General features: G+C 66.7%; 12 protein-coding genes. 4 read left to right on the top strand and 8 right to left on the bottom strand.

What is annotated here, in order from left to right; translation table 11 throughout:
• The 6 genes from A7D16_RS14935 to A7D16_RS14910 all read right to left on the bottom strand — a co-directional run.
• On the bottom strand, nucleotides 1-335 hold a 335-nt coding region (locus tag A7D16_RS14935), incomplete at its 3' end, for an IS110 family transposase (protein ID WP_153043122.1).
• 254 nt (nucleotides 336-589) lie between these two features.
• Nucleotides 590-1774: a nucleoside hydrolase gene (locus A7D16_RS14930; protein ID WP_064634058.1), complete on the bottom strand. Its 1185-nt coding sequence runs from the start codon at nucleotides 1772-1774 to the stop codon at nucleotides 590-592.
• An 87-nt stretch (nucleotides 1775-1861) separates the two neighbouring features.
• Nucleotides 1862-3457 (bottom strand): adenosine deaminase family protein, encoded by a 1596-nt coding sequence (locus A7D16_RS14925; RefSeq protein WP_064634055.1) that lies wholly within the window; start codon nucleotides 3455-3457, stop codon nucleotides 1862-1864.
• A 128-nt stretch (nucleotides 3458-3585) separates the two neighbouring features.
• A complete protein-coding gene (locus A7D16_RS14920; RefSeq protein ID WP_064634053.1) occupies nucleotides 3586-4899 on the bottom strand; it encodes an NCS2 family permease in 1314 nt (437 codons plus the stop codon).
• A gap of 267 nt (nucleotides 4900-5166) precedes the next feature.
• On the bottom strand, nucleotides 5167-6126 hold the full coding sequence (locus tag A7D16_RS14915) for a PDR/VanB family oxidoreductase (RefSeq protein WP_064634063.1): 960 nt from the start codon (nucleotides 6124-6126) through the stop codon (nucleotides 5167-5169).
• Nucleotides 6127-6143: 17 nt separating this feature from the next.
• Nucleotides 6144-7196, bottom strand: coding sequence for an aromatic ring-hydroxylating oxygenase subunit alpha (locus tag A7D16_RS14910; protein WP_064634050.1), 1053 nt, complete (start codon nucleotides 7194-7196; stop codon nucleotides 6144-6146).
• A gap of 126 nt (nucleotides 7197-7322) precedes the next feature.
• Between A7D16_RS14910 and A7D16_RS14905 the strand changes: the two genes are divergently transcribed.
• Nucleotides 7323-8240 (top strand): LysR family transcriptional regulator, encoded by a 918-nt coding sequence (locus A7D16_RS14905; RefSeq protein ID WP_064634048.1) that lies wholly within the window; start codon nucleotides 7323-7325, stop codon nucleotides 8238-8240.
• Between the two features lie 392 nt (nucleotides 8241-8632).
• Entirely contained in the window at nucleotides 8633-9439 is an 807-nt protein-coding gene (locus A7D16_RS14900; RefSeq protein WP_064634046.1) for a TatD family hydrolase, read from the top strand.
• 18 nt (nucleotides 9440-9457) lie between these two features.
• Here A7D16_RS14900 and A7D16_RS14895 read toward each other — a convergent pair whose 3' ends face one another.
• Both A7D16_RS14895 and A7D16_RS14890 read right to left on the bottom strand, forming a co-directional pair.
• Nucleotides 9458-10126: a VOC family protein gene (locus A7D16_RS14895; RefSeq protein ID WP_064634043.1), complete on the bottom strand. Its 669-nt coding sequence runs from the start codon at nucleotides 10124-10126 to the stop codon at nucleotides 9458-9460.
• 135 nt (nucleotides 10127-10261) lie between these two features.
• Nucleotides 10262-11149 carry a LysR family transcriptional regulator gene (locus A7D16_RS14890; protein WP_064634040.1) on the bottom strand — a complete coding sequence of 296 codons (888 nt, stop codon included), beginning with the start codon at nucleotides 11147-11149 and terminating at the stop codon, nucleotides 10262-10264.
• Between the two features lie 96 nt (nucleotides 11150-11245).
• Here A7D16_RS14890 and A7D16_RS14885 point away from each other — a divergent pair, with 96 nt between their 5' ends.
• Entirely contained in the window at nucleotides 11246-12526 is a 1281-nt protein-coding gene (locus A7D16_RS14885) for an MFS transporter (RefSeq protein WP_064634038.1), read from the top strand.
• Entirely contained in the window at nucleotides 12526-12906 is a 381-nt protein-coding gene (locus A7D16_RS14880) for a VOC family protein (RefSeq protein WP_064634035.1), read from the top strand. The genes A7D16_RS14885 and A7D16_RS14880 overlap by 1 nt, the downstream gene beginning before the upstream one ends.
• Nucleotides 12907-13227 lie beyond the last annotated feature (321 nt).

The following is a 13227-nucleotide window of genomic DNA, read 5'->3' as shown; positions in this document are numbered from 1 at the left end:
GGCGTGAGTGATAACAGCATCGCCATCTGCGCCAGCACACGCGCATCCAAGGTGTCGGTCTTGGCTAGTTGGCCGATGGCCTTGGCAAAGTCACGCGCCTGGCGAGGGTTCACACGCGCCACCGGCAAGCCGGCCGCATGCAGCGCATCCAGCGCTGCCAGTTCGTAGCCGCCCGTGGCTTCCAGTACCACTTGGTGCAGCTCCATGTGTCCCAGCCAGCTGCGCAGCTGGCGCAGACCTGCCGCCGTGTTGGGGAAGCGCCGCTCGCCCTTGCAGCCATGCACATGCACATCCAACCACTGCTTGCTGACATCGATACCTACGCCGTATGCCATGGAAAAACTCCGCTATGCTCGAAGGGTCGAGAGCTCTCCTGGGCTGCCCAGCCTGATCGTTACGAGTGCCAACTCCAGCAACTGTTCGGGCGTTTGCCAGGAGATCCCGGCGAGGCGACCTCGCTCTCCCGCGGTTGTTTAGACCTGTGGGTTATCGGTCGACCACGCCGGCTCTCGACACCTAATCTGGCAGATCGCCAAGAGATAAGGGATTGGGGTGAGGGTGCCCCGCGCGTTGGTGGTGTGTCAGTTGCTCATTTAACTGGCTCGTTTTCATACTCGACTGGCATCCCATCTTTCTGGGCTGGCGTACCCTCATCCGCCCTTCGGGCACCTTCTCCCGGTGGGAGAAGGGGGAGCGGCAACCCGACTGCCGGCGGCTGCGGCGCAGTGAGGCGGTCGATCAATAACTGCTCGAATGCCTGCATATCCACCGCACGCACCACCGTCTGCGCCTGTTCGCCCAGCCCGGGCTGGTACCCCGGCGCCCACGACAAACTATCGCCATACCCGGCATCGAAAGCGGTGTTGGTGTCGACGTAGAGCGTTTCGGTGTGCGTCGCCAACGCCGGGCGCAGCCATACGGCCGTGGCCAGTTCGTCCCACATCGGAAAGCCCGGCTCGCGGCGGCGCAGTGCGTGGCCAATGGTGGTGTCGGCCGCACTCATGCGCGCCAGCAACCCAGGCGTGAGCTCGGTGGCGGTGGAGGGGTCCACCGGCACCATGGTGATCTGGCGCCACGGTGCGCGCATGACGATGCTGGCCGCTTCCGGGTCCCAGCGCAGATTGAATTCGCGCCGCGGCGAGTTGACGAATTCGCGCGCGAATTGCCGAGCGCTCAGGCTGTCGCGCTGCTGCCGCGGGTTGAGGCTGCCGCCCATGTAGACCAACTCGCGCGCCAGGGTGGCGAAGGCCGGGTCCAGCGAGTGCGCCAGCGCCAGATTGGTCAACGGGCCGGTGGCAATGATGCTCACCTCGCCCGGGTATTGGCGCACCATGCGCAGCATGAACAACGCGGCCGGCTCGTCGGAGGCGCGCACCACGCTGGGATTGCCCAGTGCCAGATCCGGCACCACATCGTGCGCGTGATAGCGCGGCGCGCTTTGCACGGTGTCGCCCTCCACCCAATGCTTGGTCCACGCACCTTTCCAGACCAGCTTGCCGTACAGCGCTTCCCAGCGTTCGGTGGCCAGCTCGCTGTTGAGCAGCGGATGCACCGGGCCGGGCAGCACCGGAATCTGCGGATGGCCGGCCAGCTCCAGCAGGCGGCAGGTGTGCGCCAGCACTTCGTCGCGCCAGATGTTGCCGCTCACCGCGCTGATGCCCAGCACCTCGACGTCGGGCGATTGCAACAGCAGCAGCTGCGCAGGCGTGAAGCCGTCGATATCGTCTTCAAGAATGACGCGGCGTTTGGAAGGGGCGGTATGTGGTGAAGTCATTGCGCGTTGGTCGTAAGGGTTGAGTGCATTGCAGCGGAGAGGAGCGGGACGTTGCCTGTGCAGGAGCGCGCTTGCGCGCGGATGGCGTTACCGGTAACGCTTCATCGCGCGCGAGCGCGCTCTCACCTGGCATGCGCCAGCGTGTTGTTGCGCCAACAGCATGTGTTCGTACTGCGCCAGGTCGGATTCCAGCTGCCATTGCAGCCGTGCCTTCTCGCTGCCTTGGCGAAACGCCTGGCATGCGGCGTCATCGGTGTCGCGTTGCAGTGCAGTGGCGCAGGCGTGCGCAGCTTTACCGTTGGCGCTCCACAAGCTGGTGCCCGGCAAAAAACTGTAAGTCAGACCATTGCGGGCCAGCTGCTTGAGCGTGGGGTAATCGATGCCTTGTTCCTGCATCGCGCGCTGGTATTCGTGGGTCATGTCCGCACGCGAGACGCCGGCATCGTCGGTGGACAACACCACCGGCACGCCGGCACGCAGATACAGCGCCAGCGGATGCGTGGCGCCCTTGACGCCCAGGATCACATCGTTGCTGGTGAGATTGATCTCCACCGCAACCTGTTCGCGCCGCATGCGTTGCAGCAGTGCATCCGCATCGTCTTCATAGGGCAGATCCACGCCATGGCCGATGCGGCGTGCACCTGCATCCACGGCCTGGCGAATATGCGAGCGCAGCTGCACCGGCGGCACCAGCCCCAGCGCCAGCTCGCCGGCATGCAGCGACAGCGGCACACCGGGGTAGCGCGTTGCGAAGAAGCGGAACATCGCCATATGCCGCGCGTAATCGGCCAGCGCCACCGGGTTGTCTTCCGGCGCGACGATGTTCAGTGCCACCGCGCGGCTGCCGCCGGCAGCAATCAACGCATGCGCCAATGCCATCTGCCCGAACACCATCGGCTGCGGCAGCACACGCAACACGTAGGGTACATAGCGGTAAACGACCGAGCAGCCCGGGCGCGCGTCGGCCTGGTCGCAACGCAGCACACGGCGCACCTGGGCGTCGGTGTCGGCAAGCGCGTGTTGCGCGGCCAGCACCAGCGGCGGCAAGTCGGCCTGCAAGGCGCGCAGATTGGCCGCGTCGTCCTCGCCCTTCCAGGGCAATGCCTGCATGCGCGTTGCGGCCTGATCCATCTGCGGCGGGTTGGCGATGATTTCCACATACGGCACGCGGTCGCGCGCAGCCTGGTCCAGCACCGCGGCCACAGTGTCGGCAACGCGGGCACGCACCACGGCATCGAACTTGCCGAACGTGCTGAAGAACTGACCGTGGCCGGTGGGTTGCGCCGGGCTGGGCAGGAACTTGCGCATCGACAGCGAATCCACCACCCGGCCGTACAGCGCAGCGTTGCGTGCTGCCAGGCCGCTTGCCGGTTCCTGGCCGGCACCGCACGGTGGCGCGCGCAGGCTCAGGTCGTCCAGCTGCACGCAGGCGCCATCGTCGCTGGCCCACTGCAGATACTCCTCCGCATACACCGAGCCGGAGAGGTGGTTGTGCAGATCGCCACCTTTCGGCATGGCCTGCAGCCAGGTGCGTAATTGCGCAGGTTGCCCGGCAGCCTCACGGAACAAGTGCGCCACCTGTTGCTCGCGTTGCTGCGCAGCTGTGGATGCCGGGCGGGCCTGCGCGATGGCAGGCAACACGACGCACATGCTCAGGATCAGGCAGCGGTGAAGAAGGGGCATGCGGAAAGCTCGGTCAAAAGTGCGGTGGCGGCGTACAAGCGCCGGTGATGGTGTAGCTTGCCTGCCAGCACGCCGCGCGGCCAGCCGATGACGCGCCTGCACGCAGACGTCGCGCGCGCAGGCGCGCGTCAGTCAAGCGCATAGCGCAGCACGAATAAGCCGGCGATCGCCCAGGTTGCCGGGTGCACGCCGCGCCAGCGCCCACTGCCGAGTTTGAGGGCTGCGTAGGTGATGAAGCCGAACGCCAGCCCGGTGGCAATGGAATAGGTGAGCGGCATGGCCAGCATGCAGATGGCCGCCGGCAACGCGTCGCCCACGTCGTCCCACTGGACCTGCGTGCATTCGCGCAGCATCACCGAGGCCAGGTAGATCAGTGCCGGTGCGGTGGCATAGGCCGGCACCATGGCGGCCAGCGGCGAGAACAGCAGCGCAAGCAAGAACAGCGCGGCAACCACCAGCGCGGTCAGGCCGGTGCGCCCACCCACCTGCACGCCGGCGGCGCTTTCCACATACGCGGTGGTGCTGGAGGTGCCGAGCAGCGAGCCGGCCAGGATGGCGGTGCTGTCGGCAAGCAGGGCGCGGTCGAACTGGCGGCGCTGCGCAGGCGTGTGCAGCAGGCCGGCGCGTTGTGCCACGCCCATCAGCGTGCCGGTGGCGTCGAACATTTCCACCAGCACGAACACCAGCACCACGTGCAGCACGGCGGTGAGCGCGCCGCTGCCGCCATGGCCGTGCAAGGCGCCCACGATATCCAGCTGCAACACGGTGGGCGCCAGGCTCGGCGGCAGCGACAGCACGCCGGTGTACTGCACTAGCCCCAACGCCAACGCCGCCACGGTGATGGCCAGAATGCCGAGCAGCATGGCGCCCCGCACGCGGCGCAGCTCCAGCACGCCGATCAGCAGCAACCCGGCCAAGGCAAGCAGCGGCTCGGGCCGATGCAGATCGCCCAGCGTCAGCAAGGTCTGCGGGTGCGCCACCACCAACCCGGCCTTCTGCAGCCCGATCAAGGCCAGAAACAGGCCGATACCCACCGCAATGGCGCTGCGCAAGGCCGGTGGAATGCCGTCCACCAACCAGCGCCGCGCACCGGTGATGGTGAGCAGCAGGAAGACGCAGCCGGACACGAACACCAGCCCCAGGGTCTGCTGCCAGCTGTAGCCCAATGTGCCGACCACGCTGAAGGCGAAGAACGCGTTCAAGCCCATGCCCGGTGCCATGCCGATGGGGTAGTTGGCCAGCACGCCCATCAACAGCGAGCCGAGTGCGGCGGCCAGGCAGGTGGCCACGAACACCGCACCGTGATCCATGCCGGTGGTGGCCAGGATGTCGGGGTTGACGAAGACGATGTAGGCCATCGTCAGGAAAGTGGTGGCACCGGCCAGTACTTCGGTGCGCACGGTGCTGCCGTTGGCAGCGAGCGAAAACCCCGGCCAGCGCATCAGCGTGCGCTCTGGGTGTGGCGCCGGGCGACGGCAAGACAAACGAACATCGGCAGGCATCTCATCGTGACGGGACGGCGCGTGGTGGCTGCGCACCCAAGCGGGCCGCCCATCTTGCCCTGCTGCGCTGCGCTTGCCACGGACATCGGGCACGGAATGCGCTTGCGAAGCGGTCAACAGACAACAGGCAGTCCTGGGCCGGGCACGCACAGCCACCGGCCCGCGCGATGTCATGGCAGACGCGCACGTGCACCCCAATGACCGCGTTCAAAGATCCAGCACCAACCGCTGCGAGCGGCTACGCGAGCAGCACACGGTCATCTGCCGATTGCCGGCACGTTCGGCGTCGCTGAGTACGCTGTCGCGGTGATCCGGCAGCCCGGCAACCACGCCGGTCAGGCAGGCGCCGCACATGCCTTGTTCGCACGACAGCGGCACCGCGATGCCGGCGTCCAGCAAGGCGCTGGCAATGCTGCAAGCGGCCGGCACCTGCACCACGCGGCCGCTGGCAGCCAGCTCCACTTCGAAGGCGCTGTCTGCATCATGGGCAGGGCTGGGCGCGGCAGCGGCGAAGTGTTCGCGATGCAGCTGCGCCGCCGTCCAGCCATGCGCCTTTGCCAGCGCGGTGAAGTGGTCCATGAACGCCGCTGGCCCGCACAAATACAGCTGGTCTTGCGCACGCGCCTGGCCCAATTCCGCGGGCACATGTACGCGTGGGCTCTGCCCGCCGTCGCTCAGATGGACTTCCACCTGCCCATGCGTAAAACCTTGTTGCAGGCGCTGCACGAATGCCACATCGGCATGCCGGCGCGCGTAGTAATGCAGCGCGAACGCCTCGCCGCGTGCTTCCAGTGCTTCGGCCATCGACAGCAGCGGCGTGATGCCGATGCCGGCGGCCAGCAACACATGACGTTCGCCCGGGTGCAGCGGGAACAGATTGCGCGGTGTGGAAATACGCAGGCGGTCGCCGGGGGCGAGCTGCTCGCACAGATGCCGTGAGCCGCCGCGCGAGGCGTCGGCCAGCTTGACGCACAACAGATAGTGGTCGCGCACATGCGGCGCGCTGGCGATGGAATATTGGCGAATCAAGCCATCCGGCAGGTGCAGGTCCACATGCGCACCGGCCTCGAACGCCGGCAACTGCGCGCCCACCGGTTCCAGCCGGATCGCGCGTTGGCGGTGGCCTTGATCGACGACGTCGGCAACGCGGACTTCGTGCAATTGCATGGTGTCGTCCTCGGCCGTCAACGCAGGAAAAAGTCGCTGTAGCCCTGGCTACGCAGCCCACGGCGATAGGCGATGGAACTGCGGTCGGCCGGGATGTGCACTTCCAGCAAGGGGTCCAGCGGCAGATATTCCGGCCGCTGCGCTTCGACCATGGCACGGTCTTCTTCGAACACGCGCAGGTTGAAGGCATGCACGTCTTCCACCGGCAGATGGGTGTCGAAATTGCGCGCGATCGGCACCAGCAGCCGGGTCTTGCGCTTTGAGACCGGGCTGGCCGCGTTCATGATCACCAGCCGCTTGCCCGGCACCGGGAAGTGGATGGTGAGCGTGGCAGTGAATGGCAGGTGCACTTCGAAATGGCGCAGCCACTGGAAGTTGGGGTCTACGTCCGGCAGCGGCATGTCCACCGAATAATTGGCCACGCTGCTGAGGTAATCGGCATTGAAGCCGGTCGGCGTTTCGGTGGTGGTGTAGGCCGGCACTTCGCGCTTGTCCGGCTGGGCGAAGGTGGCGGTGTGCACGAAGGCGAAATGCGCCACGTCGATGAAGCCTTCCAGCTGGCGTGCGGCGCTGCCGCCGATGTCGAAGGCCGGGCACACGATCTGCTGAAAGCCGTCTTCGTCCCAACCGGGCATTGGCGGAATCTGGATTTCCGCATCGCTCACTCCGGCCGGTTTGGACAGGCACACCCAGATCAACCCGTAGCGCTCGGCCACCGCATAGGTATGCAGGCGCATCTTGGCCGGGATGTTCTGGCTGGGGCTGGCCGGGATGTGGTTGCAGCGCCCACCGCTTCCGAAACGGAGCCCGTGATAGGCGCACACCACGCCGCCGCCATCGGCCGTGCCCATGCTCAGCGGCACGCCGCGGTGCGGGCAGACGTCGCGCGCGGCCACCAGCTCGCTGCCCAGCCGGTACAGCACCAGCGGCTCGTCCAGCAGGGTGGCCTTGAACGGCGCCTCGCTGACCTCGCTGCTTAGCGCCACCGCATGCCAGTGCTGGGCCAGGCGCTGCCAATCGGCGGCGGCGAAGGTGCAATGCAGCGGCAGGGCGGGGACGGCGACATCCATGGGGCGGTCTCTGGCGTCAGGCGGGAGCGGTGCCGAATTGACTCTAGGAAGCCGGGGGTGTGTTATCAAACATCGATTTTCAGCCAAGCCATTGCAAAAAATGCAACGCCAACCGAGCCCCGCCGCATGCTGACCTTCTCCCGCTTCACCCGTTACTTCATCGAAGTGGCCCGCTGCGGCAGCATCCGCAAGGCCTCCGACGTGCTGCACGTGTCGGCCTCGGCGATCGACCGGCAGATCCTCAAGGCCGAGGAAGAGCTGGGCGCGCAGTTGTTCGAGCGCCTGCCGGGCCGGCTGCGGCTCACCGCCGCCGGCGAGCTGCTGCTGGTGGACGTGCGCGGCTGGGAGAAGGCCTACGCACGCACGCTGGAGCGCTTCGACGAGCTCAAGGGGCTGCGCCGCGGGCATGTGGAGATCGCCATGATCGATGCGCTCAGCGAAGGCGTGGTGCCGGCGGCGGTCGCCGCGCTGGTGCAGGAGTACCCCGGCATCACCTTCAACCTGTCCACCGCGCGCAACCAGCGGGTGATGGAAATGGTGACCTCGGCCGATGTGGATATCGGCCTGCTGCTGGACCCGGTGAGCAGCGTGGACCTGGAGGTGCGCGCGTTTGCAGATATTCCGTTGGGGATTGCAATGCCGGTGGGCCACCCGTTGAGCACCCGCACCGAGCTGCAGCTGAGCGAGACGCTGGAACATCGCCTGCTGCTGCCGGCCGCCCCGCTGATCGTCGGCGAGCATGCCAAGGTGCTGTACCAGCGCCAGCATATCGACGTGAAGCGGCTCACCCACTGCAACGACGTGCGCACCCTGCGCGGCCTGGTGCGCGCCGGTGCCGGCGTGGGCCTGATGTCGTGGCTGGACGCTGCCCCGGATGTGGCCGACGGACGCCTGGCCTTCGTGCCGTTCCGCCAGCACCTGACCAAACCGATGACGCTGGCCTTGTGCGTGGCCCCACAGCGGCAACTCTCGCGCTCGGCGCAGCTGGCGATCCAGGCACTGGCAGCGAAGATCGATGCGATGGCGGTGCCGACGGTGGGGTGAGCGCACTCCCTCTGGAAGAGAAGTGAAGGTACGGGCCTAGCAGCCGGTGCATCACTTCTCCAGGCGCGTGGCGACGCGTTTGTCACTGCGGGCACTGGCAGCTGCATGAGGCGCCATCGGGCGCTACGCGCCACCTTCTCCCCCATGAAGGGGGACAATGTCCCGACGGGAGAAGGGACATTGTCCCTCTCCTGCGGGAGAGGGGTTGGGGTGAGGGTACGGGGCAAAGCCACATCGTGTGGGCGGGGAGTGCGAGGCTTCGCCCGTCCCCTCATCCGGTGCTACGCGCCACCTTCTCCCGACGGGAGAAGGGAAGCTGAGCACCAAGCACCAAGCGCAGCTAATCCCCGCTCGTTACACTTGCCCGGTTCACCCCACACGACACCCGCAGCATGCAATTGATCGATATCGGCGCCAACCTCACCCACGACTCGTTTGACCGCGATCGCGATGCCGTGCTGCAACGTGCACGCGATGCCGGTGTGGCACAGCTGGTGATCACCGGTGCCAGCCGCGAGCATTCGCCCCTCGCCCTGCAACTGGCGCAACAACACCCCGGATTTCTCTACGCCACCGCCGGTGTGCACCCGCATCACGCAGTGGAATTCACCGCCGAATGCGAAGCGGAAATGCGCACCCTGCAGGCGCATCCGCAGGTGGTGGCGGTAGGCGAATGCGGGCTTGACTACTTCCGCGATTTCGCGCCGCGCCCGGCCCAGCACAAGGCGTTCGAGCGCCAATTGCAACTGGCTGCCGACAACGGCAAACCGCTGTTCCTGCACCAGCGCGATGCGCACGACGATTTCCTGTCCATCATGCGCAGCTTCGAAGGCCGCCTGGGCGCGGCGGTGGTGCATTGCTTCACCGGCACGCGCGACGAATTGTTTGCGTATCTGGACCGCGACTACTACATCGGCATCACCGGCTGGCTGTGCGATGAGCGCCGCGGTGCGCACCTGCGCGAGCTGGTGCGCAACATTCCGGCCAACCGCTTGATGATCGAAACCGATGCGCCCTACCTGCTGCCGCGCACGCTCAAGCCGATGCCCAAGGACCGCCGCAACGAGCCGATGTTCCTGTCGCATATCGTCGAAGAACTGGCGCGCGATCGTTGCGAAGACGTGACCGTGACCGCCGCCAACAGCACCGCGGCGGCGCGTGCGTTCTTCGGTTTGCCGGCGCCTACCAGCGCTGCATGAGTGAGGCGGCGCGTCGGCTTATGCCGCCAGCAATTCCCACCCTTGCGCATCGCGCAGGCGCAGGCCCGGTTGTGGCGCGTCCACGCTGATGCGCAGGCCGTCGGCCCAGGGCAACTGCCGCTGTTGCGGAAACCAGCGCCGGCGCTGGTCGACCACGATCAGCAAGCCGTGGTCATCGCCCAACGCGGCAAAGCCTTCCAGCGGTGGGGCGAAGGGCTGCAGGCCGAAGTGATGCGCAACGCTGCACGTCACCACCTCGACATTGCCGCTGGGTAACCCGATTTCGCTCAGGCACAGCAGCTCTTCGCCGTGGAACTGGCCGGTGCCGGTTGGCGCATCCTGCAAGGCATCGCGTGCGATCAACTCCAGCACCGCGCCATCGGGCCCGGCGAAATACACCGAGTGCGATTGCCACGCGCCGTCCAGCGCGAAATGCGCGCGACCTTGCGGGTCGCGCAACAGGATGGCGCGTGGGCCAATCCACTGCGCAGCCGCCTCGAAACGCGACGGGGCCACATTGAAGGCCAGATGCACGCTGCCCACCGGGTGCTGGGCCTGCATGCACTCCAGCGTGCTCCAGCCGACGCGCACGGCATTGCCATGCTCGGGCAGCTGCAGCACATCGCGGTAGAAACGCAGCGTCAGGTCGGGGTCCAGGCGGGGCAGCAGCAGATGACGGAGATGCATGGCAATGAGGCCGGTGGAAAGACCGCCATTGAGCGACCTCAATCGCAGTCGAGGTCAAGCCGATGCTGCAGGTGGCTTGAAAAGTAGTGCGCCAACATCACGCACGCAGCCTTTGTCATCTGCTGCCAGCCATGCTCAGATCAGCTTCGCCAACGCCCACAAATGCCGCACCAACGGCGTGCTCTCCAACGCGCCCGGCGCTGCGGCCAGGGCCAGCCGCGCCAGCGGCATGTGGCCTTCGATATCCAGATAGCGCACGCCTGGCCGCTGCAACTGCGCGGTGGAGGCGGGCACTACCGAGACACCCAGTTCGGCAGCGACCAGATTGATGATCGACGACATTTGCGGCGCTTCCTGGGTGATGCGCAAGGTCACGCCGGAGTCGCGGCAGGCGGCCAGGATTTCGTCGTAAAGGCTCGAGCCGAAGCTGCGCGGAAACAGGATGAAGGGCTCGCCCGCCAGCGCCGCCAGCGGTGCGCTGTTGCGCGTGGCCAGGCGGTGCGCGGCGGGCACGGCGATCTTCATCGGCTCGTCGGCAAAGCGCAGCAGCTGCAGGTCCGGTGGCGTGCTCAGCCCATAGCGCACGAACGCCGCATCCAGCCGGCCCTCGGCCAGCCCCACCAGCAGGCTGGCGGTGTTGGTCTCTTCCAGCAGCAACTCCACTTGCGGCCACTTGCGGCGGAAATCGCGAATCAACCGCGGCACCACCGGGCTGAAGGCAGCCGAGGCGGTAAACCCCAAGCGCAGCCGCCCGGATTCGCCACGCGCCACCCGGCGTGCGGTTTCGGCGGCGCGCTCCACATCGGCGAGCACGCGGCGCACTTCGCCCAGGAATGCCTCGCCGGCCGGCGTGAGCTCGGCGCCGCTGTGGGTGCGCCGGAACAGCGGCGTGCCCAGTTCGCGTTCCAGGGTCTGGATCTGCTGGCTCAACGGTGGCTGGCCAATGCCCACGCGCGCGGCAGCGCGGGTGAAGTTGCCTTCTTCGGCAACTGCCAGGAAATAGCGCAGGTGACGCAGTTCCATCCATCTGTTCCACATATGGCAACTGCCACCATCATATATTGGGCAGGGGGTGGTGACAGGCGAATACTCGCCGTCCCACGTCTCAGGTGCGCTCCCGTGTCTTGCTCCGATCGCCACCCTGGAATGCCGCCCGACCCCGCACCCATTGTCGGAACAGACGCCGGCGCACCCGCAACGCTGCGCATTCGCCTGGCGCTGTTCCTGGCCGGTTTTGCCACCTTCTCGCTGCTGTACAGCGTGCAGCCGGTGCTGCCCGAATTCGCGCGCGCCTTCGGTGTGGATGCGGCCACCGCCTCGCTGCCGTTGTCGCTGGCGACCGGCGCGCTGGCAGTGGCGATCTTCTGCGCCGGCGCGGTGTCGGAAAACCTGGGCCGGCGCGGGCTGATGTTCGTGTCGATCGCGCTGGCGGCGGTGCTCAACCTGATTGCCGCGTTCCTGCCGCACTGGGGCGCGTTGGTGGCGGTGCGCACCTTGTCCGGCATCGCGCTGGGCGGCGTGCCGGCGGTGGCGATGGTGTACCTGGGCGAAGAACTGCCGGCCAGCAAGATGGGGGCCGCCACCGGGTTGTATGTGGCTGGCAACGCCTTCGGCGGCATGAGCGGGCGCATCGTGATGAGCGTGCTCACCGATCACTACGATTGGCGCACTGCGTTGGCGTTGCTGAGCGGGTTCGACCTGCTGTGTGCGCTGGCGTTCGTGTGGCTGCTGCCGCCATCGCGCCACTTCGTGCGCCGGCATGGCATCAACCTGCGCTTCCATCTGCGTGCCTGGGCCGGGCATCTGCGCGACCGCAACCTGCCGTTCCTGTTCGCGTTGCCGTTTCTGTTGATGGGCGTGTTCGTGTGTCTCTACAACTACGCCGGCTTCCGTCTGGGCGGGCCGGAATTCGGCTTGAGCCAGAGCCAGATCGGCCTGATCTTCAGCGCGTATGTGTTCGGCATCGTCAGCTCGTCGGTGGCCGGCGCGGCCTCGGACCGGTTCGGGCGCGGCCCGGTGGTCACCGCTGGCATCGTGTTGTGCGTGCTCGGCGTGGCGCTGACGCTGGCGCATGTGCTGGCGGTGGTGGTGGCCGGCATCGTGTTGTTGACCATCGGCTTTTTCATCGCGCATTCGGCGGCCAGTGCGTGGGTGAGCCGGCTGGGTGGCGCCCATCGCAGTCACGCCGCATCGTTGTATCTGCTGGCGTATTACGCCGGCTCCAGCGTGATCGGTGCGCTGGGCGGCTGGTTCTGGCAGCACGGCGGCTGGGGCGCGTTGGTCGGCATGTGTCTGACGCTATTGGCGCTGGCCTTTGCTGCCGCGCATGTCTTGCGACAACGTGCCGATGACGCGCGACCCTACGGGCGCTTTGCGCCGCATCCTGCACGAGGTGAGTGATGCAGATCGAGCGACTCGATCACCTGGTATTGACCGTGGCCGACGTGGACGCCACCTGCGCGTTCTACGCACGCGTGCTCGGCATGCAGGTGATCACCTTCGGGGAAGGGCGGCGTGCATTGGGAATCGGGCAACAAAAAATCAATCTGCATGCGGCCGGGCGCAAGTTCGAACCGAAGGCGCAGCGACCGACGCCCGGCTCGGCCGATCTGTGCCTGATCACAGCCACTCCATTGCCGCAGGCACAGGCAGAGCTGGCTGCCGCCGGCGTGCGCATCGAACAGGGCCCGATCCAGCGCACAGGCGCCACCGGGCCCTTGCGATCGGTGTATTTCCGCGACCCGGACGGCAACCTGATCGAGGTCAGCAACCTGCTGTAACGGCGCTGCCGCGTGATGAGCGCAGCGTGTGGCGGGTGATGTACCGCTATACCCTGCGCGGGCACGGGCCGTCGCTTGGAATCGGCCAACGCCACCCCAACGTTGTGGATCGCGCAGACCGGTAGGTGTGGGGCGTCCGGATGCATCCATCGTCTTCGGCGGTGCGTACTAGACGCTGCGCTGTGCCCGATGACGACGCGCGCTGCAACACGCAACCTGCGTTGCATGTTCTGGCAAGAATGCGCTGAAATCTGTCCGGTAGAGCTTGCAGCGTGTTGCGCGCAGCGTGCTTTCGCAAGGTGATCCCATGGCTATTGGAGG

The sequence above is a fragment of the Xanthomonas nasturtii genome (assembly GCF_001660815.1).
Taxonomy (GTDB): Bacteria; Pseudomonadota; Gammaproteobacteria; order Xanthomonadales; family Xanthomonadaceae; genus Xanthomonas; species Xanthomonas nasturtii.
The sequence above is the reverse complement of the archived record's forward strand: the minus strand, read 5'-3'. Positions and strand labels throughout refer to the sequence as shown.

Bases quoted from the DNA above. Each gene is read 5' to 3' on its own strand.
- A7D16_RS14930 (WP_064634058.1), bottom strand. From the start codon at position 1,774: ATGACTTCACCACATACCGCCCCTTCCAAACGCCGCGTCATTCTTGAA.
- A7D16_RS14925 (WP_064634055.1), bottom strand. From the start codon at position 3,457: ATGCCCCTTCTTCACCGCTGCCTGATCCTGAGCATGTGCGTCGTGTTG.
- A7D16_RS14920 (WP_064634053.1), bottom strand. From the start codon at position 4,899: ATGCGCTGGCCGGGGTTTTCGCTCGCTGCCAACGGCAGCACCGTGCGC.
- A7D16_RS14915 (WP_064634063.1), bottom strand. From the start codon at position 6,126: ATGCAATTGCACGAAGTCCGCGTTGCCGACGTCGTCGATCAAGGCCAC.
- A7D16_RS14910 (WP_064634050.1), bottom strand. From the start codon at position 7,196: ATGGATGTCGCCGTCCCCGCCCTGCCGCTGCATTGCACCTTCGCCGCC.
- A7D16_RS14905 (WP_064634048.1), top strand. From the start codon at position 7,323: ATGCTGACCTTCTCCCGCTTCACCCGTTACTTCATCGAAGTGGCCCGC.
- A7D16_RS14900 (WP_064634046.1), top strand. From the start codon at position 8,633: ATGCAATTGATCGATATCGGCGCCAACCTCACCCACGACTCGTTTGAC.
- A7D16_RS14895 (WP_064634043.1), bottom strand. From the start codon at position 10,126: ATGCATCTCCGTCATCTGCTGCTGCCCCGCCTGGACCCCGACCTGACG.
- A7D16_RS14890 (WP_064634040.1), bottom strand. From the start codon at position 11,149: ATGGAACTGCGTCACCTGCGCTATTTCCTGGCAGTTGCCGAAGAAGGC.
- A7D16_RS14880 (WP_064634035.1), top strand. From the start codon at position 12,526: ATGCAGATCGAGCGACTCGATCACCTGGTATTGACCGTGGCCGACGTG.